The sequence below is a fragment of the Haemophilus sp. HN_Hi10 genome, from assembly GCF_049821985.1.
GTDB classification, from domain to species: domain Bacteria; phylum Pseudomonadota; class Gammaproteobacteria; order Enterobacterales; family Pasteurellaceae; genus Haemophilus; species Haemophilus influenzae_D.
Window position 1 is genome coordinate 1,888,270 of sequence record NZ_CP187495.1, and the last position, 25,654, is coordinate 1,913,923.

General features: G+C 35.9%; 24 protein-coding genes and 1 riboswitch. Of the genes, 10 read left to right on the forward strand and 14 right to left on the reverse strand.

Annotated elements, in window-relative coordinates; all coding sequences use genetic code 11:
* Nucleotides 1–82 precede the first annotated feature (82 nt).
* A complete protein-coding gene (locus tag ACPT8Q_RS09385) occupies nucleotides 83–919 on the forward strand; it encodes a class II glutamine amidotransferase (protein WP_014550958.1) in 837 nt (278 codons plus the stop codon).
* A 174-nt stretch (nucleotides 920–1,093) separates the two neighbouring features.
* On the opposite strand, the gene ACPT8Q_RS09390 is transcribed toward ACPT8Q_RS09385, so the two are convergent.
* The 5 genes from ACPT8Q_RS09390 to ACPT8Q_RS09410 form a co-directional block, all read right to left on the reverse strand.
* Nucleotides 1,094–1,639, reverse strand: a complete 546-nt coding sequence (locus tag ACPT8Q_RS09390; RefSeq protein ID WP_021034832.1) for a YggT family protein — start codon at nucleotides 1,637–1,639, stop codon at nucleotides 1,094–1,096.
* The gene (gene corA, locus ACPT8Q_RS09395) at nucleotides 1,639–2,586 is read right to left on the reverse strand and encodes a magnesium/cobalt transporter CorA (RefSeq protein ID WP_021034831.1); all 948 of its coding nucleotides are present in this window, start codon (nucleotides 2,584–2,586) and stop codon (nucleotides 1,639–1,641) included. The genes ACPT8Q_RS09390 and corA overlap by 1 nt, the downstream gene beginning before the upstream one ends.
* A gap of 295 nt (nucleotides 2,587–2,881) precedes the next feature.
* Nucleotides 2,882–3,373, reverse strand: coding sequence for a YajQ family cyclic di-GMP-binding protein (locus ACPT8Q_RS09400; protein WP_005629625.1), 492 nt, complete (start codon nucleotides 3,371–3,373; stop codon nucleotides 2,882–2,884).
* A 17-nt stretch (nucleotides 3,374–3,390) separates the two neighbouring features.
* Nucleotides 3,391–4,335 carry a phosphoserine phosphatase gene (gene serB, locus ACPT8Q_RS09405; protein WP_050948638.1) on the reverse strand — a complete coding sequence of 315 codons (945 nt, stop codon included), beginning with the start codon at nucleotides 4,333–4,335 and terminating at the stop codon, nucleotides 3,391–3,393.
* A 149-nt stretch (nucleotides 4,336–4,484) separates the two neighbouring features.
* The gene (locus ACPT8Q_RS09410) at nucleotides 4,485–5,273 is read right to left on the reverse strand and encodes an IclR family transcriptional regulator (protein ID WP_050848370.1); all 789 of its coding nucleotides are present in this window, start codon (nucleotides 5,271–5,273) and stop codon (nucleotides 4,485–4,487) included.
* Nucleotides 5,274–5,467: 194 nt separating this feature from the next.
* Here ACPT8Q_RS09410 and yiaK point away from each other — a divergent pair, with 194 nt between their 5' ends.
* The 9 genes from yiaK (at nucleotide 5,468) to tkt (ending at nucleotide 15,246) form a co-directional block, all read left to right on the forward strand.
* On the forward strand, nucleotides 5,468–6,466 hold the full coding sequence (gene yiaK, locus ACPT8Q_RS09415; protein WP_040035137.1) for a 3-dehydro-L-gulonate 2-dehydrogenase: 999 nt from the start codon (nucleotides 5,468–5,470) through the stop codon (nucleotides 6,464–6,466).
* A 74-nt stretch (nucleotides 6,467–6,540) separates the two neighbouring features.
* A complete protein-coding gene (locus ACPT8Q_RS09420) occupies nucleotides 6,541–7,023 on the forward strand; it encodes a TRAP transporter small permease (protein ID WP_012055359.1) in 483 nt (160 codons plus the stop codon).
* Nucleotides 7,020–8,297 (forward strand): TRAP transporter large permease subunit, encoded by a 1,278-nt coding sequence (locus ACPT8Q_RS09425; RefSeq protein WP_061671260.1) that lies wholly within the window; start codon nucleotides 7,020–7,022, stop codon nucleotides 8,295–8,297. The genes ACPT8Q_RS09420 and ACPT8Q_RS09425 overlap by 4 nt, the downstream gene beginning before the upstream one ends.
* A gap of 30 nt (nucleotides 8,298–8,327) precedes the next feature.
* Nucleotides 8,328–9,314, forward strand: coding sequence for a TRAP transporter substrate-binding protein (locus ACPT8Q_RS09430; RefSeq protein ID WP_040035138.1), 987 nt, complete (start codon nucleotides 8,328–8,330; stop codon nucleotides 9,312–9,314).
* 58 nt (nucleotides 9,315–9,372) lie between these two features.
* Nucleotides 9,373–10,830, forward strand: a complete 1,458-nt coding sequence (locus tag ACPT8Q_RS09435) for an FGGY-family carbohydrate kinase (protein ID WP_050948639.1) — start codon at nucleotides 9,373–9,375, stop codon at nucleotides 10,828–10,830.
* A gap of 13 nt (nucleotides 10,831–10,843) precedes the next feature.
* Nucleotides 10,844–11,704 (forward strand): L-ribulose-5-phosphate 3-epimerase, encoded by an 861-nt coding sequence (locus ACPT8Q_RS09440; RefSeq protein WP_005647851.1) that lies wholly within the window; start codon nucleotides 10,844–10,846, stop codon nucleotides 11,702–11,704.
* Nucleotides 11,698–12,393, forward strand: a complete 696-nt coding sequence (gene araD, locus ACPT8Q_RS09445) for an L-ribulose-5-phosphate 4-epimerase (protein WP_042611468.1) — start codon at nucleotides 11,698–11,700, stop codon at nucleotides 12,391–12,393. Before ACPT8Q_RS09440 ends, araD begins: the two co-directional genes overlap by 7 nt.
* A 49-nt stretch (nucleotides 12,394–12,442) precedes the next feature.
* Nucleotides 12,443–13,120, forward strand: a complete 678-nt coding sequence (locus ACPT8Q_RS09450; protein WP_050948640.1) for a 3-keto-L-gulonate-6-phosphate decarboxylase UlaD — start codon at nucleotides 12,443–12,445, stop codon at nucleotides 13,118–13,120.
* Nucleotides 13,121–13,248: 128 nt separating this feature from the next.
* The gene (gene tkt / locus ACPT8Q_RS09455; protein ID WP_061671261.1) at nucleotides 13,249–15,246 is read left to right on the forward strand and encodes a transketolase; all 1,998 of its coding nucleotides are present in this window, start codon (nucleotides 13,249–13,251) and stop codon (nucleotides 15,244–15,246) included.
* A gap of 123 nt (nucleotides 15,247–15,369) precedes the next feature.
* On the opposite strand, the gene bioB is transcribed toward tkt, so the two are convergent.
* The 9 genes from bioB to ACPT8Q_RS09500 form a co-directional block, all read right to left on the reverse strand.
* Nucleotides 15,370–16,371 carry a biotin synthase BioB gene (gene bioB / locus ACPT8Q_RS09460; protein WP_014550962.1) on the reverse strand — a complete coding sequence of 334 codons (1,002 nt, stop codon included), beginning with the start codon at nucleotides 16,369–16,371 and terminating at the stop codon, nucleotides 15,370–15,372.
* 112 nt (nucleotides 16,372–16,483) lie between these two features.
* A complete protein-coding gene (gene thiQ / locus ACPT8Q_RS09465; protein ID WP_005669738.1) occupies nucleotides 16,484–17,131 on the reverse strand; it encodes a thiamine ABC transporter ATP-binding protein in 648 nt (215 codons plus the stop codon).
* Nucleotides 17,115–18,731 carry a thiamine/thiamine pyrophosphate ABC transporter permease gene (gene thiP / locus ACPT8Q_RS09470; RefSeq protein WP_050948642.1) on the reverse strand — a complete coding sequence of 539 codons (1,617 nt, stop codon included), beginning with the start codon at nucleotides 18,729–18,731 and terminating at the stop codon, nucleotides 17,115–17,117. Before thiP ends, thiQ begins: the two co-directional genes overlap by 17 nt.
* Before the next feature lie 4 nt (nucleotides 18,732–18,735).
* On the reverse strand, nucleotides 18,736–19,734 hold the full coding sequence (gene thiB, locus ACPT8Q_RS09475; protein WP_050948643.1) for a thiamine ABC transporter substrate binding subunit: 999 nt from the start codon (nucleotides 19,732–19,734) through the stop codon (nucleotides 18,736–18,738).
* Between the two features lie 52 nt (nucleotides 19,735–19,786).
* Nucleotides 19,787–19,874, reverse strand: a riboswitch (TPP riboswitch).
* A 106-nt stretch (nucleotides 19,875–19,980) separates the two neighbouring features.
* On the reverse strand, nucleotides 19,981–20,328 hold the full coding sequence (locus tag ACPT8Q_RS09480; protein ID WP_050948644.1) for a helix-hairpin-helix domain-containing protein: 348 nt from the start codon (nucleotides 20,326–20,328) through the stop codon (nucleotides 19,981–19,983).
* Nucleotides 20,329–20,496: 168 nt separating this feature from the next.
* On the reverse strand, nucleotides 20,497–21,441 hold the full coding sequence (gene ispH, locus ACPT8Q_RS09485) for a 4-hydroxy-3-methylbut-2-enyl diphosphate reductase (RefSeq protein ID WP_005659294.1): 945 nt from the start codon (nucleotides 21,439–21,441) through the stop codon (nucleotides 20,497–20,499).
* The gene (gene lspA, locus ACPT8Q_RS09490) at nucleotides 21,438–21,953 is read right to left on the reverse strand and encodes a signal peptidase II (RefSeq protein WP_050948645.1); all 516 of its coding nucleotides are present in this window, start codon (nucleotides 21,951–21,953) and stop codon (nucleotides 21,438–21,440) included. The genes ispH and lspA overlap by 4 nt, the downstream gene beginning before the upstream one ends.
* Nucleotides 21,954–22,022: 69 nt before the next feature.
* Nucleotides 22,023–23,582: a phosphoethanolamine transferase gene (locus tag ACPT8Q_RS09495; RefSeq protein ID WP_050948646.1), complete on the reverse strand. Its 1,560-nt coding sequence runs from the start codon at nucleotides 23,580–23,582 to the stop codon at nucleotides 22,023–22,025.
* A gap of 87 nt (nucleotides 23,583–23,669) precedes the next feature.
* Nucleotides 23,670–25,538 (reverse strand): SurA N-terminal domain-containing protein, encoded by a 1,869-nt coding sequence (locus tag ACPT8Q_RS09500; RefSeq protein WP_050948647.1) that lies wholly within the window; start codon nucleotides 25,536–25,538, stop codon nucleotides 23,670–23,672.
* Nucleotides 25,539–25,654 lie beyond the last annotated feature (116 nt).

The window sequence follows — 25,654 nt, forward strand, 5'->3', positions numbered from 1 at the left end:
AATTCATTAAATCTCTCTTGATATTCTCCCTATAATGGTGTTAAATCGCTCACATATTGTGAGGTTATATCTAATTAAAATTATGTGTCAATTACTCGGAATGAATTGTAATACGCCGACGGATATTGTTTTTTCTTTTGAAGGTTTCCGTCGTCGCGCAGGTTTAACAGATTGCCATTCAGATGGCTTTGGGGTCGCTTTTTTTGAAGGACGAGGTGTACGTATTTTTCGTGATAATCAAACAGCCAGTCTTTCCCCCATCGCAGATTGTGTAAAACAATATAATATTAAATCTCTTAATGTCATTGCGCATATTCGTAAAGCAACACAAGGCGAAGTCAATATTGAAAACACCCATCCGTTCATTCGTGAAATTTGGGGACAAAACTGGGTTTTTGCACATAATGGTAATTTAAAAAACTTACCAGATATGACAGATCATTTTTTACAGCCAATAGGTTCTACAGATTCTGAAGCTGCTTTCTGTTATATGGCTGAGTATCTTAAAAATACTTTCCGCAAAAAACCAAGTGAAATGGAAATTTTTGAAGCAATTCAAAAAGTAACACAAGAACTTGCTCAACACGGTACGTTTAATTTCATTCTTTCTAATGGCGAGTGGATGATTGCACATTGCTCAACAAACTTACATTATGTTATGCGAAAAGCACCTTTTGGCAAAGCTCACCGTATTGATGATGATGGAGTAATTGATTTTAGCAATTATGCAAAAGCAGGAGATAAGGTCAATATCATCACAACATTTCCTTTAACCAAAGATGAATCTTGGACAAAAATGGAAAATGGTGGATTTGTATTTTTTAAAAATGGAGAGAAAATCGCCGAAGTTATTGGGACGCCAAAAGAAGCGATTGATGATGGTACTTTAGGTAATAGGACAATAAATTCTGCTATTTAAATATCAATATAAATAAACCCGCCCTTATTTTTATAAAAGAATTTTATATCTTTTATAAGAATTATAAAAATCAAAAACCTCTAAAAAAAAAGGTAAGAATAGAAAATACTATTCTTACCAACTAAATCTTCAATATTTTTTATAAAGCAATATTTAAATAAGGAATATGAATATCTAACCAGCGATAATCCAAAGTCCACCTAGAAGATCAAGCATAAAATTATTTAAAAATAATAAGATAAACACAACAACCATAGGAGAAAAATCAATCATTCCTAATGTAGGTAAGAATCGACGGATTGGTTTTAAAAGTGGTTCAGAAAGTTGATAAAAGGCATAACTTATAGAATTATTACCTCGATTAAACCAACTTAAAACAGCCCCAATAAAAAGCACATAGAAAATAGCTAAACCAATGCTTTTCAATACAGTTAATACGCCCAATACTAAGAGTACATTTACTGATAAACCAAAATAAATAATACCTTTCAACATACCGATAATAAATACTAACAGTAAAGCAGAAGTATCGATATTTTTCACAGTAGGCGCAATTTTACGTAGAGGTTTTAATACTGGATCAGTCATTTTGACTGCAAATGTTGAAACGGGACTGTAATAATCCACTCGAGCAAACTGTAACCAAGCTCGTAAGATCAATACAAGTGCGTAAAGATTAATAATTGATCCAATAAATAATGCGGTTTGGGATAATTCCATCATAACCATCCTTTTCTTCTAAAATAAATATATGGTGTCAGTGCGGCTGCGATCATTAATCCAATTGCCATTGGATAGCCATATTTAAAATGTAATTCAGGCATAAAATCAAAGTTCATACCATAAGTGGATGCAACTAATGTTGCAGGAAGAAACATCACAGAAACAACTGAGAAGAATTTCATAATTTTGTTCTGTTCAATATTGATATAACCCATTGCAGCTTGCATTAAAAAGTTTACTTTTTGGAACAATGATTCATTATGAGGCTGTAAAGATTCAATATCTCGTAAGATTTCTCGTGCTTGTTCTAACTGATTAGTTGGTAAGCGAGTTTTGCGAACCAAGAAACCTAATGCACGTTGGGTATCCATCAAGCACAAACGAACTTTTGAACTCGTATCTTCTTGTTCTGTGAGTGTATTTAATGCTTCATCAAAGGCTTCATCTTGTTTTCCGTTTAAAATAACACGACTCAACTCTTCCAAATCTGCATAAACATTTTCAATCACGTCCGCTAATTGCTCAATTTTCGTTTCAAATAAATCCAGCAAAACTTCATAAGAATTACATTCTAACAAACGCTGGCTACGTGAACGCATACGATATAAACGGAATGCAGGTAGCTCGCGATCACGCAACGTAAATAAACGACCATCACGAATAGTAAAAGCGACACTCGCTAAATCAGCATAATTGTCTTCATCTTCGCAATAAAAAAATGAGTGCAGGTGTAAACCATCTTCATCTTCAAAGAAACGGGCGGAAGCTTCAATATCTTCCAATTCTAGAAAAGAGGCTAAGCTCTGACCTAAGCCTTCTTGTAGTATTTCACGTTCTTCGCCTGTTGGCTCAAGTAAATCAAGCCAAATGGCAGTATTGAGATCAGTTTGGTCTTCGTCAATGCGAACCAAGCGGGAATCATTGATAGCAAACGCGTTGATCATTTCATACTCCTTGTAGGATTATGAACAGCTAACAGTGAACAAATTAAAGAAGAAACGAAAGTGCGGTGAAAAATCGCAAAGTTTTCGTTAAGAGATGCCGAAACAACGGTAAATTTACCGGCGAACGCGCACCGATAATAAAAAGGCGGGCGTCTAGAGCGATATTCGGTATCGACTATGACTGTCCAAAGTGTGTGTCCTTCTCGTTAAAAAATCGGGCGAATGTTACGCTTGAAAGTGGTGTTCGTCAAGTTTTATCAAAAAACGATGACAACATTTCGCCCTTATTTGAAAACTAATCTCTAAAATTATTAAATTGGAATGGTTGGCCTAATTCAGCGCCTTTAACAAGTTGAATGACTGCCTGTAAGTCATCGCGTGACTTACCTGTCACACGCACTTGTTCGCCCTGAATTTGAGTTTGAACTTTGATTTTAGAATCTTTTACCAATTTAGTAATTTTCTTCGCCATCTCTGTTTCAATACCCTGCTTAAGTTTGATTTCTTTACTATAAAGTTTACCGTGGTGTTCGCTTTCTGCGGGAATATCTAAGGAACTGTGCTCAATACCACGTTTAATGCAAGATCCAATTAAAATCTCAATTAATTGCTCAAGTTGGAAATCAGATTCTGTGGTAATTTTAATCGTTTCATTTTTTTCATTTAATTCAATTACCGCTTCTACACCACGAAAATCATAACGCGTGCTAAGCACACGGTTTGCATTTTCCACTGCATTACGGACTTCGTGTAAAGTGATTTCAGAAACAATATCAAAAGATGGCATAGTCTTCTCCCATTTTATTAAATTCGATCATTGGCACTTAAAAGGCATAAAAGTGCGGTTAAGTCGGCGAAGTTTACCACAATTTGCGCTTGTTGTTGCACTTTAGGTTTTGCATGGAACGCAACACCCAGCCCCGCCACATTCATCATTGCCAAGTCATTTGCACCGTCACCGATAGCAATAGAATATTGTGAATCAATACCGTATTCCTCTAACAAACGTTGTAATGTTTTAGCTTTATATTGGGCATCAACCACATCGCCTTTAACTAAGCCAGTGAGTTTTCCATCTTCAATATCAAATTGATTTGATGCAGCAAAATCAAGCTGTAATAACGCTTTCAAATAATCCGCAAAATAAGTAAATCCGCCTGAAGCAATTGCGGTTTTCCAGCCATATTTTTGTAAGGTTTGGATAGTTTCGATTAGTCCAGACATTAGCGGTAAATTCTCTCTAACTTGCTGCAAAATGCTTTCTGGCGCACCTTTTAATGTGCTAACTCGACGACGCAAACTTTGCTCGAAATCTAATTCACCTCTCATTGCGCTTTCCGTAATCGCAGAAACAAGTTCGCCAACACCCACTAGTTTCGCAATTTCATCAATACACTCAATTTGAATAGCGGTAGAATCCATATCCATCACGAGCAATCCAGCTTGAGACAATTTAGGGCTGAAATCTAATTTAGCAATATCTACTTCAACACCATTCGCAAATTTAACGAAGTCAGCAACCCATTGCCCTTTCAACAAAACCACAATATTTTGTGCTACCATCCAAACATCAAAAATCTGAAAATTTTGACCGCACTTTTGTTGAAATTTTTCTAGCGTGCTTATGTCCAATTTCGTACCGTATAAAACAAAAAAGTCCCCCCCCTGTATTAGTGCTTCATTGGCTAAAAGTGCGGTAGGAAATTGTGGGTATTTTTGTGTAATACTTTCGAAACGTTGAATTTGCATAAAAATCCTGTAAGTTGCTAAAAAATTGAATTATTCTAACTGATCGTAACAAATAATTAAGAAGATTCTATTACGTATAATTCTTCACAATAACACAGAAAGTGCAGTTAATTTTAGAATATTTTATCTGTTATTATATGACACCTATGTTAGATATTTTCATATCCCAATTCTAAAGAAATCTGTTCCGCCGTCTTCCTGATTTCTTGTAAAAAAGCATCTGTACCAAATTTATTGAGTCTATAAATAGACATTGAAACTGAGATAGCGTATTCCACTTGACCAAATGAATCAAAAATTGGGCAAGCAATACAGGTTACGCCTAGTTCATTTTCTTCTCTATCCATCGCATAAGCTGTTTGACGGATTGTTTCAAGTTCAAGTTTTATATCATCTAATTCTGTAATCGTATGACGAGTTAATTGTTTAATTTCCTTTTGATGCGATTGCCAATAATGAGAAAGATAATCTACTTTTTTTTCATACGCTAAGAAAATTTTTCCCATTGCAGAGCAATATAATTTCAAGTATTGACCAATGTAAGCTCGTGTTTTTAACATTCCATTAGTCGGCTCTAATTTATAAATCATAATAGCATGATCATCTTCCCTTTTTGAGAAATTGATAGTTTCGCCTAATTTCAGATTAAGTTGTTCTAAATAAGGTGAAGCCACGTGAATAATATTCATAGACGATAACACTTTTTGACCAATACTTAAACATTTTATGGTTAATCGATAACTACCAGCAGCATTTGCTGGTTTGACATAACCTTCATTTTGTAATCCTTGTAACAACCGATGTACGGTACTTTTATTTAAATTAGCAAGTTCAGCTAATTTAGCAAGTGGGCAACCGTTAGGATAATCACTAAGAATATCTAATAATCGTAATCCTCTGATTAAAGCTTGATTACCTAAACTTTTTTCTTTTTCCATTTTTACCTCAATATTAATTTCATAATATGAAATATTATCACAAAAAAAATGAGATCTAGATCGCAAAATCAGTAAAATTATTTTAACATATTGATTTATAAATAATTTATTTATTTTACATTTATTGACTGCTCTTTCTTATTTTTGTAAATTATGAAACATAGTTTTACTATATGAAATACAGGAAGGAAAAAATGAGAGTTTCTTATGATGAATTAAAAAATGAGCTTAAGCGTGTTTTATTAGATCGTCAGCTTACTGAGGAATTAGCAGAAGAATGCGCTACTGCATTTGCAGATACAACACAAGCTGGTGCTTATTCACATGGTGTAAATCGTTTTCCTCGTTTTATTCAACAACTTGAACAGGGAGATATTGTACCCAATGCAATCCCTACAAAAGTATTAAGTTTAGGTTCTATAGAACAGTGGGATGCACATCAAGCAATAGGTAATTTGACTGCCAAAAAAATGATGGATAGAGCAATAGAGTTAGCTTCACAACATGGCGTCGGTGTAATAGCGCTTCGTAATGCTAATCACTGGATGCGAGGAGGATCTTACGGTTGGCAAGCTGCTGAAAAAGGTTATATCGGGATCTGTTGGACAAATGCATTAGCGGTAATGCCCCCTTGGGGAGCTAAAGAATGCCGTATAGGGACGAATCCATTAATTATTGCAGTTCCTACCACACCAATCACTATGGTGGATATGTCTTGCTCAATGTATTCTTATGGAATGTTAGAAGTCCATCGTTTAGCAGGTCGTCAAACCTTTGTTGATGCAGGTTTTGATGATGAAGGAAATTTAACTCGTGATCCCTCTATTGTAGAAAAAAACCGTCGTTTGCTCCCTATGGGATTTTGGAAAGGTTCTGGTTTATCTATCGTGCTGGATATGATTGCAACCTTACTATCGAATGGTGAATCGACAGTTGCTGTAACTGAAGATAAAAACGATGAATACTGTGTTTCTCAAGTGTTTATCGCCATTGAAGTAGATCGCTTAATTGATGGTAAAAGCAAAGATGAAAAATTAAACCGCATTATGGATTATGTAAAAACAGCAGAACGATCTGATCCAACTCAATCTGTTCGCCTGCCTGGCCATGAATTTACCACTATTCTTTCTGATAACCAAGCTAATGGTATTCCAGTGGATGAACGAGTTTGGGCAAAATTAAAGACGTTATAACAGCAATATGTTTCCAGTAAAACGCCATAATATAAAACGAATCACATTTGTGATAATCAATTGGAGGTGTAATGATGAGATCTCTCGCCCACTTTATTAACAAAGCACTAGAGATACTTTGTATTTCTATTTTAGCCTTGATGTCCATTCTAGTGTTTTTGAATGTCGTTTTACGCTATGGATTTAATAGTGGTATTAGTATAACTGAAGAAATTTCTCGTTATCTCTTTATTTGGCTGGCATTTTTAGGTGCGGTGTTAGCTTTCAATGAGAATCAACACGTTAGTGTCACTGTTTTGGTAAACAAGCTGCCTCCATTTGGTCAAGCTATACTTAAATTTATTACAGATATGATGATGCTGATTTGTTGCTATCTCATCATTGCGGGCAGTTGGATTCAATTTCAGCTTAATCTTAATAATTTCGCTCCTATTTCTGGATTACCTCAGGGACTAACTTACTTTGCAAGTGTAATCGCAGGCATTTTAGTTAGCGCACTACTGATTACTCGCTTGATAAGCACAATATTCTTTATATTCAGAGGAGAAGTAAAATGACAGTGATTATTTTTCTTTCCGTCTTGCTTGGTACCATTATTCTTGGTGTACCTGTTGCCTTTGCCTTGCTAATTTGTGGAATAGCACTAATGATCCATCTAGACTTTTTTAATGCACAAATACTTGCACAACAACTTGTCAGTGGCGCAGATAGTTTTTCTCTAATGGCTATTCCCTTTTTTATCCTTGCTGGTGAAATAATGAATGAGGGAGGACTTTCTAAACGTATTATTGATTTACCTATGAAACTTGTAGGTCATAAACGAGGAGGGCTGGGATTTGTTGCTATTTTAAGTGCAATGATTATGGCAAGCTTATCTGGTTCGGCTGTTGCTGATACTGCTGCTGTAGCTGCTATGTTACTACCAATGATGAAAACCACAGGCTATCCAATACATCGTTCTGCAGGTTTAATCGGCACTGCTGGTATCATTGCGCCCATAATTCCTCCATCAATTCCTTTTATTGTCTTTGGCGTTGCCAGTGGTGTATCTATCACTAAATTATTTTTAGCAGGTATTTTTCCTGGCGTGATGATGGGATGTTGCTTAGCTATTTTATGGTGGCGGCAAGCTAAACGCCTTAATTTAATGACATTTTCAAAAGCGACGAAGCAAGATCTTTGCTTTTCTTTTAAAAATAGTATTTGGGCATTAATGCTACCAGTAATCATTATAGGAGGATTTCGTTCAGGTATATTTACACCTACAGAAGCTGGTGTAGTTGCGACATTTTATGCATTAATTGTTTCTCTCTTTATATATCGTGAATTGCCCTTAAAACATTTGCCAAAAGTATTGTTAGCTGCAGCAAAAACTACCGCAGTTGTTATGTTTTTGGTTGCCGCAGCCAATGTAACTGGCTACTTAATTACTGTTGCTGAACTTCCCACAATACTGACAATATTGCTTGAACCTTTAATTGAAAATCCAACTATTTTACTTTTGGTCATTATGCTTGCTGTATTTGTGATAGGAATGGTAATGGATTTAACACCAACAGTCTTAATTTTAACCCCCGTTTTAATGCCACTTGTGGAAGAAGCTGGAATTGATCCAGTTTATTTCGGCGTATTGTTTATCTTAAATACCTCAATTGGCTTAATTACACCGCCCGTGGGCAATGTGTTGAACGTTATCACTGGAGTATCAAAGCTTCCTTTTGATCAGGCTGCGAAAGGTATTATGCCCTATTTAGGGATGATGATTATGTTATTACTTACCTTTATTTTTATTCCAGAACTAATTTTAATGCCACTACAATGGATCCAGTAAAACAAATTTTCTTAACACAAGGAGACTTTTATGAAACTTTTCAACTTCAAAAAACTTAGCATGCTAATCGCTGGTTTTACGTTAGTTACTTCTCCAGCATTAGCTGAAATATCACTACGTTTTGGCTATGAAGCGCCACGCTCAGATAGCCAACATAGTGCGGCTAAAAAATTTAATGATCTTTTGATGAAAAAAACGAAAGGTGAAATCAAATTAAAATTATTTCCCGATAGTACTTTAGGCAATGCACAAACAATGATTAGTAGTGTAAGAGGAGGAACAATTGATCTCGAAATGTCTGGATCACCAAATTTTACAGGATTAGAACCTAAATTAAATGTCATTGATATTCCTTTTATTTTTAAAGATCGTGAACACGTTTATAAAGTATTAGATGGCGAAGTGGGACAGAATTTATTAAAAGACTTAGAGAAACAAGGATTAAAAGGCTTAGCATTTTGGGATGTAGGTTTCCGCGCATTTTCAAATTCTAAACAAACAGTAACAAAACCTGAACATATTAAAGGGTTAAAAGTACGGACAAATCAAAATCCGATGTACATTGAGGCATTCAAATTACTAGGAAGTAATCCTGTTCCAATGCCATTAGCAGAACTTTACACGGCATTAGAAACTCGAGCTGTAGATGCGCAAGAGCATCCGATTGGAATTTTTTGGTCTTCAAAACTCTATGAAGTACAAAAATATTTAAGTTTGACTAATCATGGCTATACACCTCTCATTGTTGTGATGAATAAAGCAAAATTTGATTCACTTTTACCAGCCTTACAAACAGCTATTATAGAAGCGGCTAAAGAAGCTGGACAATTCCAACGAGATCTGAATGTAAAAAACGAACAAAATATTATTAGTAAATTACGTAAACAAGGAGTTGAAGTCATTGAAAAAGTCAATACAGAGCCCTTTAAAACCTTGATTGAAGAAAAAGTTCGCAAAAGCTTTATTGAAAAACATGGCGATGATTTATTGAAGAAAGTGGATGCATTATCGGAATAGTCAATAGGCTGGATTTTATACAATAAAAATCCAGCCCATAAAAAACTAAGGAGAATATATGCACTACTATCTTGGTATTGATTGTGGTGGTACGTTTATAAAAGCAGCGATTTTTGATCAAAATGGTACTCTACAAAGTATTGCACGCAGAAATATTCCTATTATTAGTGAAAAACCCGGTTATGCTGAACGGGATATGGATGAATTATGGAATCTTTGCGCACAAGTTATTCAGAAAACTATAAGACAAAGTAGTATTTTGCCTCAACAAATAAAAGCTATTGGTATTTCTGCACAGGGTAAAGGCGCGTTTTTTTTAGACAAAGATAATAAACCATTAGGGCGAGCAATCTTATCATCTGACCAACGGGCACGCGAAATTGTGCAATGTTGGCAAAAAGAAAACATACTACAAAAATTTTATCCTATCACACGCCAAACTCTTTGGATGGGACATCCTGCCTCGATTTTACGCTGGATAAAAGAAAATGAACCTAGTCGATATGAGCAAATTCATACGATTTTAATGTCTCACGATTACCTTCGATTTTGTTTAACTGAAAAATTGTATTGTGAAGAAACAAACATTTCTGAATCTAATTTTTACAATATGCGAGAAGGAAAATATGACATTCAGTTAGCTAAGTTATTCGGTATAACAGAATGTATAGATAAATTACCTCCAATCATTAAATCAAATAAAATTGCAGGATATGTAACTTCCAAAGCAGCAGAACAATCTGGTTTGGTAGAAGGAATACCTGTTGTTGGAGGATTATTTGATGTGGTATCCACTGCATTATGTGCTGATTTGAAGGATGATCAACATCTTAATGTTGTATTAGGGACGTGGTCTGTTGTTAGTGGAGTGACCCATTATATTGATGATAACCAAACAATTCCTTTTGTGTATGGCAAATATGCAGAAAAAAATAAATTCATTATTCATGAAGCAAGTCCAACATCAGCAGGTAATTTAGAGTGGTTTGTAAATCAATTTAATTTGCCTAACTATGATGACATTAATCACGAAATTGCAAAACTTAAACCCGCAAGTAGCTCAGTGTTATTTGCACCTTTTTTATATGGCTCTAATGCTAAGTTAGGTATGCAAGCAGGGTTTTATGGAATTCAATCTCATCATACCCAAATACATTTACTCCAAGCAATTTATGAAGGTGTGATATTTAGCCTAATGTCTCATTTAGAAAGAATGCAAGTACGTTTTCCTAATGCAAGCACGCTTCGCGTAACTGGTGGACCAGCAAAATCAGAAGTTTGGATGCAAATGCTTGCGGATATAAGTGGTATGAGACTAGAAATCCCTAATATTGAAGAAACTGGTTGCTTAGGTGCAGCATTGATGGCGATGCAATCCGAAAGTGCGGTTGAAATTTCTCAAATATTAAATATTGATAGGAAAATATTTTTACCTGATAAAAATCAATATAGTAAATATCAGCATAAATATCATCGCTATTTAAAGTTTATTGAAGCATTAAAAAATTTAGACTAAAAAAGGAAAAGTTATGAAAAAACATAAAATCGGTATTTATGAAAAAGCATTACCGAAAAATATTACTTGGCAAGAGCGTTTATCTCTCGCTAAAGCATGTGGCTTTGAATTTATTGAAATGTCTATTGATGAAAGCGATGACAGATTATCTCGTTTAAACTGGACAAAATCAGAAAGAATAGCTCTGCATCAATCTATTATTCAAAGTGGAATAACTATCCCCTCTATGTGCTTGTCGGCTCATCGTCGCTTCCCTTTTGGCAGTAAAGACAAAAAAATTCGTCAAAAATCCTTTGAAATTATGGAAAAAGCCATTGATCTTTCGGTGAATTTAGGCATTAGAACCATACAGTTAGCAGGTTATGATGTGTATTACGAAAAACAAGATGAAGAAACAATCAAATATTTTCAGGAGGGTATTGAATTCGCTGTAACTCTTGCTGCATCAGCTCAAGTTACTCTTGCTGTCGAAATTATGGATACGCCTTTTATGAGTTCTATTTCTCGTTGGAAAAAATGGGATACCATCATTAATTCTCCGTGGTTTACCGTTTACCCAGACATAGGAAATTTAAGTGCTTGGAATAATAATATTGAAGAAGAACTTACATTAGGCATAGATAAAATATCAGCTATTCATTTAAAAGATACTTACCCCGTCACTGAAACAAGTAAAGGACAATTTAGAGATGTACCTTTTGGTCAAGGATGTGTTGATTTTGTTCATTTTTTTAGCCTATTAAAAAAATTGAATTACAGAGGTGCATTCTTAATTGAAATGTGGACAGAAAAAAATGAAGAACCCTTATTAGAAATTATTCAAGCTCGTAAGTGGATAGTTCAACAAATGGAAAAGGCAGGATTATTATGTTAGCACAATTAAAAAAAGAGGTTTTTGAAGCCAATTTAGCATTACCTAAACATCATTTAGTGACTTTTACTTGGGGTAATGTTTCAGCAATTGATCGTGAAAAAAATTTAGTCGTCATTAAACCATCTGGTGTAGATTATGATGTAATGACAGAAAACGATATGGTTGTCGTAGATTTATTTACAGGAAATATTGTTGAAGGCAATAAAAAACCTTCTTCTGACACACCAACTCATCTTGAGCTTTATCGACAATTTCCTCATATTGGTGGTATTGTTCATACACATTCTCGACATGCCACAATTTGGGCTCAGGCTGGCTTAGATATTATTGAGGTGGGAACTACACATGGCGATTATTTTTACGGCACGATTCCTTGTACTCGTCAAATGACAACAAAAGAAATAAAAGGTAACTACGAATTAGAAACAGGAAAAGTGATTGTCGAAACTTTTCTTTCGAGAGGAATTAAACCTGATAATATTCCTGCGGTATTAGTGCATAGTCATGGTCCATTTGCTTGGGGAAAAGATGCAAATAATGCGGTACATAATGCCGTTGTTTTAGAAGAAGTTGCTTATATGAACCTATTTTCTCAGCAACTTAATCCTTATCTATCTCCTATGCAAAAAGATCTATTGGATAAACATTATCTACGCAAACATGGTCAAAATGCCTATTATGGTCAATAAATTGAGGACAGAATTATACTGCCTTCCTCATATTATTTAAGGAAAAATGATGGGAAAACCTTTATTACAAATCGCTCTTGATGCTCAATATTTAGAAACTGCATTAGTTGATGTAAAACAGATTGAGCATAATATAGATATTATTGAAGTAGGAACAATTCTTGCATGTTCAGAGGGGATGCGTGCAATGCGAATATTACGTGCATTATATCCTAATCACATTCTTGTTTGCGATCTTAAAACAACAGATGCAGGTGCAACTTTAGCAAAAATGGCATTTGAAGCTGGGGCAGATTGGCTTACCGTATCAGCAGCAGCTCATCCAGCAACAAAAGCAGCTTGTCAAAAAGTAGCAGAAGAATTTAACAAAATTCAACCTAATCTTGATGTACCAAAGGAAATTCAAATTGAACTTTATGGTAATTGGAATTTTGATGAAGTAAAAAACTGGCTTCAACTTGGTATTAAACAAGCCATCTATCACCGTTCAAGAGATGCAGAATTATCTGGTTTAAGTTGGTCAAATCAAGATATTGAAAATATAGAAAAATTAGATTCATTAGGTATCGAATTATCTATTACAGGAGGTATTACTCCTGACGATCTCCATTTGTTTAAAAATACAAAAAATTTGAAAGCGTTTATTGTGGGTAGAGCATTAGTTGGTAAATCAGGTCGAGAGATAGCAGAGCAATTAAAACATAAAATAGGGCAATTTTGGATATAAAGGCAGAATAGTATAAAATAGCTGCCACCTAATTTTCACATAGTAACCTTGTAAGGTATTGTTACAAGTATTTGCACTCACTTTCTGTCAAGATTAGGAAAATAACAAAATATTCACAGGAGAACAAAATGGCAACTCGTAGACAATTAGCCAATGCAATTCGTGTCTTAGCAATGGATTCTGTACAAAAAGCGAAATCAGGTCACCCTGGAGCGCCAATGGGGATGGCGGATATTGCTGAAGTATTATGGCGCGACTTTTTAAAACACAATCCAACTAATCCTAAATGGGCTGACCGAGATCGTTTTGTACTTTCTAACGGCCATGGTTCTATGTTGATTTATAGTCTTTTACATTTAACTGGCTATGATCTTTCTATCGAAGATTTAAAACAATTCCGTCAATTACATTCTAAAACCCCTGGCCACCCAGAATATGGTTATGCGCCCGGTGTTGAAACCACGACTGGCCCTCTTGGTCAAGGTATTACCAATGCTGTTGGTATGGCAATTGCAGAAAAAACACTTGCAGGTCAATTTAACCGTGAAGGCCATGAAATTGTCGATCACCATACTTATGTGTTCTTAGGCGATGGCTGTTTAATGGAAGGAATTTCACACGAAGCTTGCTCTTTAGCAGGAACATTAGGTCTTGGTAAATTAATCGCATTCTACGATGACAATAATATTTCCATTGATGGTCATGTTGATGGTTGGTTCAGCGATGATACTGCAGCACGTTTTGAAGCTTATGGCTGGCAAGTAATTCGTAATGTAGATGGTCACGATGCAGAGCAAATTCGTGCTGCTACCATTCTTGCTCAAGCAGAAAAAGAAAAACCAACGTTAATAATTTGTAAAACCATCATTGGTTTTGGTTCTCCAAATAAATCAGGCTCTCACGATAGCCACGGTGCACCATTAGGCGATGAAGAAATCGCTTTAACTCGCAAAGCACTTGGTTGGGAATATGCGCCATTTGAAATTCCAGCTGAATACTATGCTGAATGGTCTGCAAAAGAGAAAGGCTCAGCAGCAGAAAAATCTTGGGAAGAAAAATTTGCCGCCTATGCAAAAGCCTATCCTGAATTAGCAGCAGAATTTAAACGTCGTGTAAACGGTGAATTACCAGCAAATTGGGCGGCAGAATCTAAAACGTTCATTGAAAAATTACAAGCTAACCCAGCAAGCATTGCGAGCCGTAAAGCATCACAAAATGCAATCGAGGCGTACGCTCACGTATTACCTGAATTTTTAGGTGGTTCTGCAGACTTAGCAAGCTCTAACTTAACCTTATGGAGTGGTTCTAAACCGATTCGTGCGCATGAAAACGTAGGTGGTAACTACATCAACTACGGTGTGCGTGAATTTGGTATGTCTGCCATTATGAACGGTATTGCTTTACACGGAGGTTTCATTCCTTATGGTGCAACTTTCTTAATGTTCTACGAGTATGCACACAATGCGGTACGTATGGCGGCATTAATGAAACAACGCGCTTTATTCGTTTACACTCACGACTCTATCGGTTTAGGCGAAGATGGCCCGACACACCAACCTGTAGAACAAACGACTTCACTACGCTTAATTCCAAACCTTGAAACATGGCGTCCATGTGACCAAGTGGAATCTGCTATTGCATGGCAACAAGCGGTTGAACGTCAAGATGGCCCAAGTGCGTTGATCTTTACCCGTCAAAATCTTGCTCAAATGAACCGCACTTCTGCACAATTAGATGCAGTTAAACGTGGTGCTTATGTGTTAAAAGATTGTGATGGCACACCTGAGTTAATCTTCATTGCGACAGGTTCTGAAGTGGAATTAGCAGTAAAAGCTGCAGATGTATTGAGTGCTGAAGGTAAAAAAGTGCGTGTTGTTTCTATGCCAAGCACTAATCGTTTTGATAAACAAGATGCAGCATACCGTGAAAGCGTATTGCCTGCAGCTGTAACAAAACGTGTTGCAATTGAAGCGGGTATTGCTGACTTCTGGTATAAATACGTTGGATTCAACGGTCGTGTTGTCGGTATGAATAGCTTCGGCGAATCCGCACCAGCAGATCAATTATTTAAACTCTTTGGTTTCACTGTTGAAAACGTGGTAGCGAAAGCAAAAGAAATTCTTTAAGATTCATATAATTAGCTCCTTGATATTCAAGGAGCTATTTTATTGGCTATTAAAAATTATTGTGAGATATGAAATAAAGAAAGGAATAGATGTATACTTAATTTCTCAGCTATCTAACGAAAACTACAACTTTTTATTTTCTGCAGTTTCTGGCTCTAAATCTAATTTTGCCATTAATAACTGATCGCCATCTTCTTCTGGATTATCTGTAACAAGTAATTTATCGCCATAGAAAATCGAATTTGCCCCCGCCATAAAACACATCGCTTGCATTTCTTCAGTCATACCACTGCGACCTGCAGAAAGACGAACATAACTTTTTGGCATGGTAATACGTGCAACAGCAATCGTTCGCACAAACTCCGTCCAATCTAATTCTTCCGCATCGGCTAAGGGTGTACCTTCAACCTTAACGAGTTGATTAATCGGCACTGACTCAGGTTGCGGATCAAGATTTGCAAGGCTCGCGATTAATCCTGCTCGTTCTTTACGAGTTTCATTCATCCCCACAATGCCGCCACAACACACTTTTAACCCAGCTTTGCGTACTTTTCCTAAAGTGCTAAGACGATCATCAAAACGGCGTGTACCAATCACTTCCGCATAATGTTCTGGCGCGGTATCAAGATTATGATTGTAATAATCTAATCCAGCTTCTTTTAAATCTTCTGCCATACCGTCTTGCAATAAACCAAAGGTACCGCAAGTTTCTAAACCAAGGGATTTCACTGCTTTAATAATTTCTGTGACTTTCTCAATATCTTTTGGCTTAGGGCCTCGCCAAGCTGCTCCCATACAAAAACGCCCTGCACCACGCGCTTTCGCAATTTTTGCTTTCGCAATAATTTCATTAACATCTAATAACTGTTGATTTTGTACGCCAGTATGATAACGGGCTGATTGAGGGCAATAACCACAGTCTTCTGGGCATCCACCCGTTTTGATAGACATTAACGTGGATAACTGAATCGTGCGAGGATTAAAATGCTTACGATGAATTTGCGCTGCTCGGTAAACTAATTCCAAAAATGGCGTTTCAAATAACGCCTCTACTTTGCAAACAGACCAATATTCTACACTTGGATGAGGTGTAATAGAGTTAATTTGTAATTTTTCCGCTAACATATTTTTCCTTTGAAAGTGCGGTTAAAAACACCACGCTTTTTATACTTTCTTAATTGATGAATTAGTGTATATGGTAGAAACAATCAATTCAACGTTATGAATGAAACTAATTTTACACCCCTTTTTGTAATTGACTTATCTGACCATTTTCCACCACTAACATCTGATCTATCGAACCGATTAATTCCGATGGTTGGTGGGTAACAAGTAGCAATGTTAAATCTTTCTCGTCACAAAGTTTAGCGATTAAAGCCAGCATTTCTACCCGAAGTTTCTGATCTAATGCAGAAAAAGGCTCATCTAATAACAAAATTGGCTTATCTCGCAACAAACAACGTGCCAATGCCACTCGTTGTTTTTGCCCCCCTGAAAGAGAATTCGGTAAACGCTCTAAATAATCGCCCAATCCTACGGAGCAAGCGGCCTGTTCAATTTTTTCCTGCTCAAGTGCGGTTAATTTTAAAGAGGGTTTTATTCCTAAGGCAAGATTTTGTTGTACAGTCAAATGGGGAAATAAGTTATTTTCTTGAAATAGCATAGAAACAGGACGCTCGTAAGGCGCACTACGCGTATGATTTTTATCGTTTAACCAAATTTCTCCTTGAGCAGGAAATTCAAACCCAGCAATTAAATTCAATAAAGTACTTTTCCCCGCGCCACTTTCGCCAATAATTGCAACACGTTCGCCAGCATTTACGCTCAAATTAAAGCACATCGGTAAGGTTTTATCATTCAAAATCACATTATTTAGATAAATCATCGGCATCCCTATATGTGTGAATAAAGGCAAACAATATGCCACAAAGCAATAATAAAATCCCTGCGGTTACAGCTGCATCTTGATTACGATAATTCCCTAGCTGCTGATATAACAAATGCGGTAGAGAAGTAAACTCTTGATTGCCAAATAACGCAATCGCCGTAAAATCGCCGAGAGATAACGCTAAACCTAAAGCAAAAGCATAACGCAGCGGTGCGCGCAAGGTTTTCCATTCAATCAGATAAAAACGTTGCCAACCCACAATTCCTAGACTATTACACAGATTTTCGTAATAACGCATATTGTTATGAAAAGGTGCGCTTAAAATACGTAAAACAAAAGGCATTGCACTTAAGGCATTACAAAACACAACGATGATAAACAAATCAATATTGGAAAAATCACGATCTTGTAATAATAAAAACAACCCCATCGCAAGTACTAAAATCGGGATGGCTAAAATTACCATTCCAGCATTAATAATAAATTGCGATATTTTTTGATAATTCAACCATTCTAAACGGCGTGATAAAAGCAATAAGGCAATTGCCATCGTTAATGCAAGTAATGCGGACAAGGGTGCGATAGAAAGTGAATAGCCTAAGGCACGCCATAGCTGAGAATTATGCCAAACTGTGAGTAAATTTGATGAACTCAATGCGCTAATAAGAATATTCAATACTGGAGAAAAAAGGAAAAAGACAAAAACAAGTAAAACCAAAATATGGAAAATTTTGACCGCACTTTTAGGTTTCTCAAACCAAATATTACTATTGCTCAAACCATTTTGATTAGAAGGCGAAAAACGCGATGTTAAGCTAAATAAAACCAAGCAAAATACAAATTGCAACATAGCAAAAAGTGCTGCTTTCGGCAGATCAAATTCAAATAAAATCGCTTGGTAGATTGCTGTTTCTAATGTTGTATATTGAGGCCCACCACCTAGCGTAAGAACAACGGTAAAACTGGTAAAACACAGCATAAAAATCAAGCTAAATGTGGGCAAACATTGCTGACGAAAAACAGGCCACTCCACCAATTTAACGAATTGCCAACCTTGTAAATTAAGCTGGGCTGCAAGCTGACGTTGCTGATAAGGGATACTTTGCAAACTTTGTAAGAAAAGCTGTGCTGCCAGTGGAATATTGAAAAAAAGGTGGGCAATTAAAATTCCCGACAGTCCGTAAATATGCCCCTGCCACGACATTCCAAAAAGATTAGCAAACCAAGCTAACCAACCGCTTGAACCATAAATACCGATCAAACCAAAAATTGCCACTAAAGCAGGTAAGACAAAAGTTAGCGACATTAATTTTAACAACCACTTTTTTCCAAAAAATGGCTTATAAAATAATGCCCGAGCGAGAAGTAAACCAAAGAAAATAGATAAAACGGTAGAAAGTAAAGCTTGCCCAAAACTGAAAAGAATCAGATGCTGTAGATAATCATCAGTAAACCAAGCTCGCCATTGTAATTCATCGCCCAATGTAAAGATTGAACTTAACGCACTTCCATAAAAAAGCGTAATCACGCCGATGACAACAACGCCGCCCACATAATGACGCAGGCGGAATTGTGGATGATGAAATAACGACAGCATCAAATTATTTTGTTAATGTAGTTTGCCAAGTGCTGATCCAATTTTTTAACTGCTCAGGATTCACTGTTGGATTAATTGGTGTTTGCATTTTTTGTTGAACTTTAAGCGCATCAAAATGCGGTTCAATTTCGCCTTGAATAACTGGCAACATAATATTGGCTGTCACAATATGTTTTTGTGCTGTAGGCGAAATTAAAAATGCCATAAAATCATCCGCACATTGATTTGGATGGTTGGCAACTCTTGCCGCTAATTCTACTTGAGTAATATGCCCTTCCGCAAAATCTGTCGCCGCATAATTATCTTTTTTCTCAAAAAGTTGATGATAAAGTGGCGATGTGCTGTAACTTAATACTAAATCCGCTTCGCCTTTTAAGAATGCACCGTAAGTATCTGACCAGCCTTTACCCACTGTTACCGTATGCTTATCTAAATTTTTCCAAGCAGATTGAATTTTATCTTCAGGATAAATTACATTCATCCAAACCAATAAACCACGTCCCACACTGCTGGTGCGAGGATCTTGATAAATCACACGAAGATCTTGGCGTTCAACCAATTCTTTCAAACTTTTCGGTGGGTTTTGTAATTTGGTTTTATCATACACAAAAGCATAGTTACCGAAGTCGAAAGGCAAGAAGGTCTTATTTGTCCATTTTGTTGGTAAATCAAGCGGAGTTAAATCCACGTTATTTGGTGCAAAAATACCTGTTTTTTCAGCTTGTTCTAAAACAAAGTTATCTAAACCTAGCACAATATCCGCTTTGGTTTTCTTCCCTTCCAAACGAACACGGTTAAGTAACACGCCACCGCTTTCAAAAGGCGTAAAATTAATCGCACATTGTGGATGGGCTTTTTCAAAATCTTGTTTTACTTTTGGCCCCGCACCCCATTCAGAAGTGAAAGAATCGTAGCTATATACGTTCACACTTTGCTGTGATTGTGCTAATGCTGCAGTGGAAAAAAGTGCGGTAGAAATTAAGGTTAATTTAAGAAGGTTCATTATTACATCCTTATTTATGATTAAAAGGCAGCAATAATGACGAAAAGGAGATAAGGCTATATTCCTAGTTTCCTACGTCAGTATTAACTGTTTCAGGTTCACGGGTATGATCTCAGCGTATTGCACCCCGACTAGGCTTGCTAGTGTATTAAAATTTACTCAAGTTGCCAACGGCTTTTTAATGTATTCTGTGTGTAAAGAATAAAAAAGCCCTGTGAAACAGGGCATTCATTGGAGGTTAGAAAATTAAAAGATTATACGATCACGATTTTTCTCTAGTGTTGCTTTGCCAATTCCTTGTACTTCTAAAAGCTGTTCTACATTAGTAAAATTACCGTGTTTTTCACGATATTGCACAATAGCTTCCGCTTTTTTCGCACCAATGCCAGTTAGGGATTTTTGAATTTCACTGGCAGTTGCTATGTTAATATTCAATTTATCTCCCATCATAGCTGGTGCTACTTGTGAATCCGTTTGAGTGGTCACAACAGCTTGAGTTGTTTGCTCAACCACCTTGTTTTCAGCAAAAGTGGAACCAGCTGCAAGTGACCCACACAATACAACCGAAGTGAATAATGTTTTCATTAATTTCATAGAGGTTTCCTTATAATATGAATCGTTGATCAACAATCAACACACCTATTTTTTCCTGCCTTGCAAAAACCCTCAAGAAACTGACCGCACTTTTGCGATCTCGATCGCAAAAATTCTTAATTTGAATGAAAAAACAAAGGGCTTATCATTTACGACAAGCCCTTAATATTAATTAACTTCTTTTATTCTCAGCTCTTTTGGCACCTCAAAGAACATATTTTCTTCTAAACCTTGCAGCTCTTCTATAGTATCCGCACCAAACTCTTTTAAGCGGGAAATAATCGATTGAACTAATTCTTCGGGTGCAGACGCGCCAGCTGTAATCCCTATGGTTTTTACATCATTAAACCAATCATCTTGAATATCGGAAGGATCATCAAGAAGCTGTGATTTAATCCCCATTCGAGACGCCAATTCAGCTAAACGATTTGAATTTGATGAGTTTTTAGACCCCACAACCAACACTAAATCTGATAATTTAGCCAATTCTCGCACCGCTTCTTGACGATTGGTTGTCGCATAACAAATATCGTTTTTATGTGGCCCTTGAATAGCGGGATATTTTTCCTTTAATGCAGCAATAGTTTCTGCTGTATCATCTAGCGATAAAGTGGTTTGCGTCATAAAGGTTAAATCATCATTGTCTTGCATTGGCAAACGTGCAATATCTTCTACTTTTTCAATCAAGAAAATTCCGCCATCTTCATTACTATACTGCCCCATTGTGCCTTCAACTTCAGGGTGTCCTTTATGTCCAATCAAAATCGCTTTTGTTCCCTTTCGACTTGCACGAGCAACTTGCATATGCACTTTGGTCACCAAAGGACAGGTTGCATCAAATACTTTGAGATTGCGGTCTTTCGCTTCTTGTCGAACGGCTTGAGATACACCGTGCGCAGAAAAAATCACGATCGCACCATCAGGTACCTCGCTTAATTCTTCCACGAAGATCGCACCACGATCACGCAATCCGTTCACAACAAATCGGTTATGCACCACTTCATGACGAACATAAATCGGTGCGCCATGAATTTCTAAGGCGAGTTCAACAATACTAATAGCACGGTCTACACCGGCACAGAATCCTCGTGGATTGGCTAAAATTATCTTCATTTCTGACCGCACTTTTCTACTTGTTTATCTTGTACTTTTTTCTTTTCGCTCTTAAACGCATCCAATGCTAACAACCCTGCACCAATACAAATGGCAATATCGGCGATATTAAACACTGGATAATGATAAATATCCCAATAGAAATCAAAGAAATCCACGACGAAACCATTGTAAGCGCGATCTGCCATATTCGCTAATGCACCACCAATAATCAGTGCATAAGCAGAATTTTGGATTTTTTGTTCGGCATTATTTTTTGCTAAAAAATAAACCAACATGCCTGAAATAGCCAATGCCAACAAAATAAAGAAATATTGTTGCCAGCCACTATGATCTGCCAAGAAACTAAATGCTGCGCCATAATTGCGAACATAAGTCAGGTTAAAAACAGGCAGCACATTAACACTTTCATACAAATCAAATTTTTGTACCACAATGTATTTAGTGAGCAAATCAACCACAAAAGCGACCGCACTTAACCATAAAAACGAAAGCCCTGATTTTTTGGACATACTATTTCCCTTTTAAAAAAATTCCGCTCATTCTAGCACAAGCCGATAAATGATAAAGCACGATCTCATTTACTGAACGGCTTCTGGTAATTTTGCTGGATCATCAGCCAACTCTTTAACATTTACAACGTTATTCCAATCAAATACCTTAATTTCCTGTTTTTCAGGATGGAAGAAATCCACGCCTTGTAAATGTTTTTCCTTAATTCCCATCCAATCAGCAAAACCATAAACAAAATTAAATGCCGATTGTGGCATTTTTATTTTTTCTAGCTTTTTACTATCACTCGAAAACATAACGAAAGGAATTTCATAATTTTGTTTATAAAGATTATTTGGATGCAATGATAAACCTTCAGAATCCTCATAATGAGCAAGCCCATGATCAGAAAAGTAAATCACCGAATAGGGTTCATTTTGCGATACTAACTGCGAATTTAATTTTTCTAAAAACTGATCCGTATATTTAATCGATTCTAAATAACAAGACATAGATTGATTAATAAAATAATTTTTAACCTCGTACGGAAGACGCTCACAAAAGGCTGGATGTGAGCCCATTAAATGAATCACAATTAATTTTGGATTCGTAATATTTTCTTTTAAGGCTTTATCTAATACAGGCAACATTTCATCGTCATAAACTTTTTTAGAGTTATAACCTAACGGCTTCATAAAAATCGTTTCATCTGCACTTTGACCAATACGAGAGGCCATCGTATCAAATTCCCCAATTTTGCCTTGATTAGAAATCCAATAAGTTTTCACGCCCGCTTTTTTGGCTAAAGAAATAATATTATCCGTATAAACCGTTTCCCCTTTTTCTGCTCGATATAGGGTGTGTTGTAAAGACGGTTGCGTATTCGGTGCTGCAGAATAATAATTTTCAAAAACTGTGCCTTTCACACGCTCTAAAAATGGCGTAGTTTTCAGTGGAAAGCCATATAACGACATATAATCTTTTCGCATACTTTCACCAATAATTAAAATATAATTTTTATATTTTGGCGTAAAAGATTGAATATCCCATTGAGACGGCGCATTAACGGATTGATTTAGAAAATCTCGTTGTTCTAAATACAGATCATTCATTCGATCAAATTCAGAATAAAAAAGAACGGGATAAAAACGGAATTTATAGGCGTAGTTCCAATTAGAAAATTGATTATAAGAAAAAACTAATAATAGGCTGATAACAACCATATTTAGCCATTTAAATGCTTGTTGTTTAACATAAAAACTTAATTTCATTAAAGCAACAAATAAAATGATATAACTAACTTGAAATAAAAATATCCAAAAAGGAATGGTTGTGTAATATTCTAAGGTTTCATTAATATTCGTTTCATAAACAGAAGCGATAATCCCCAAAGATGGAATTCCATAGAAAAAACCAGCAGAGCAATAAAATAGCGCACTGAGGAATAATACAGTAATTAATATTCGCCCAAGCCAAGGGGTAAAATAAAAAGAAATCGCCGTGATAACAAATAAAATTGCGTAATCTGAAACGGGAATATTCTCACTTAATACATTGCCTAATCCCATATTGGTAAATATGGAAAAGAGAAACAATAAAAAATAAAACCATATTGTTTTGGAATGAATTATTTTTTTCCCGAACATCATTAACTTCCTTTTGCACAAAAGTAAAAAAGTGCGGTGAAATTTACCGCACTTTTGAGCAAAATTTATCTCAAATTATCATTTAACCTGTTATTGTTGCACTTCATCATCTTGATTGATGAAAGAGTCATTTACCTCAATTTTCGCTCTCTCACGTAATCCCTGTATTAACTGAAGTTGTAATTCAGATTGATGACTACGCAATAATTGCATACCAAATTGCGACAATTCTTTTTCACTTAAACTGCTTTGTTCAACCTTATTCAAGGCAACAACAACCACATCGCCATTTGAATTATGCACCACTTGATAAAGAGCTTCATTTGATTTTGGTTTAGCAATTGAAAATATACCATTTGTTAAAATAGGATCTTTATTTTCACTTAACGTAAAAGTCTGCTCACTTGAGAAATTAATGCCATCTATTTTTGATTCAGGGTTTTCACTTAATTTTTTCACTGCTTGTTGTGCTTTTTCATTAAGCACATTCTCAGCTTTCTGACGTTTTAAGAAAGTTTCAATATCTATTTTAGCCTCTTCTAAACTTTTTACGCCCTCTGCTTTGCGATCTAACACACGTACAATAATTGTGTGATAATCGCCTACATTAATTGGTTCAGAATTCATACCAACATTCGTAGTATCTGATTCAAATATTGTGTAAATAACATTAGGGAAATTTAATCCAGCTGGCACATTTTGACGAGAAAAATATCCGCTCTCTTGAACCTTAACACCTGCTGCTTGTGCTGCAGTATTAAGAGACTTACTGTCTTCAAAAGCCTTATCACTCGCTTGTTTTTCTAAAGAAAAATAACGACTCTCCATCAAAGATTTACGAACTAAATCTGCAATTTGAGCTTTCACATTCTCTAAACTTTGCGCTTTACGTTCTTGTACTAACACAATATGGTAATTGCCGTCCACATTGATTGGTTGGCTATATTGCCCTACCTGCAATGCAGCTGCGGCATCTTCAAAGGCTTTTGGTAATTCATTCGCATTTACCCAGCCTAAATCCCCGCCATTCTCGCCAGAAATTTTATCCAAAGATTTCGTTTTAGCGACATCAGCGAAATTTGCCCCTTTCTGTAATTCCTCATAAGCCACTTTCGCATCTTGTTCATTTGCAAATTGAATATGTGCTAAACGCTGAGTCATAAATTGTGCTTTATTATCTTGATAATATTGTGCAATTTCTATATCTGTAACTTGAAGATTTTTACTTATGTTATCTGCAGAAAGATCAATATACTGAACTTTAACCTGCTCTGGCTGAACAAAAGATTTTTGATTAGCTTCATAATAAGTTTTGATTTCATCATCAGATACTGATTGTTTTGCCATTTCATCTGCAAGAGATAAAGTTGCTAAACGAGCTAAACGCTTTTGAAAGAAAATTTCTGCACTATTTTTTACTTGAGCAGGAACAATAAATTCACTGTTAGCAACGCCATTTTGTATTTGTTCAAGAGGTAACGAAGCACGTAAAATTGAAGCGTAACCATCTGACGTTAAATGATTTTGTTGTAATATTCGTTGATAAACAGAATTATCAAATTTACCCTTTACTTGAAAATTAGGATCAGTCACGATTGCACGTTTAATCATTTCATCACTCACGCCTAATTTTAATTCTTTAACATATTGGCGAAGTAATTCTTGATCAATCATTAGATTAACGATGTTTTGACGAAGTGCGGTAACAAATTCAGGAGAATCGGACTGACCCATAAACGCCTCTCCCTCACGTTGTGCGCGTATTTCAAATTCTTGATTATAGCGATTTAAAAAATCTTGTTGAGAAATCACTTCGCCGTTCACTTTTGCCGCATAAGTATCATTTGAGCTAAAAAGATAGCCAGACATTCCACCAACTAAAAACGATACAGTAATCAAACCTAAGATAAATTTAGAAATCTTTGAGTTTGTTAAATTGTGCATTTTTTCAATTAACATTCTATAACCCTTGTTATAAATATAAAATTTTCCCGATTATAATCTAAACGTAAAAAATTAGCATCTTAAAAAGTGAAAACACCTAGTTCGTAAAGCAAGCTAATACTAATTTCTGT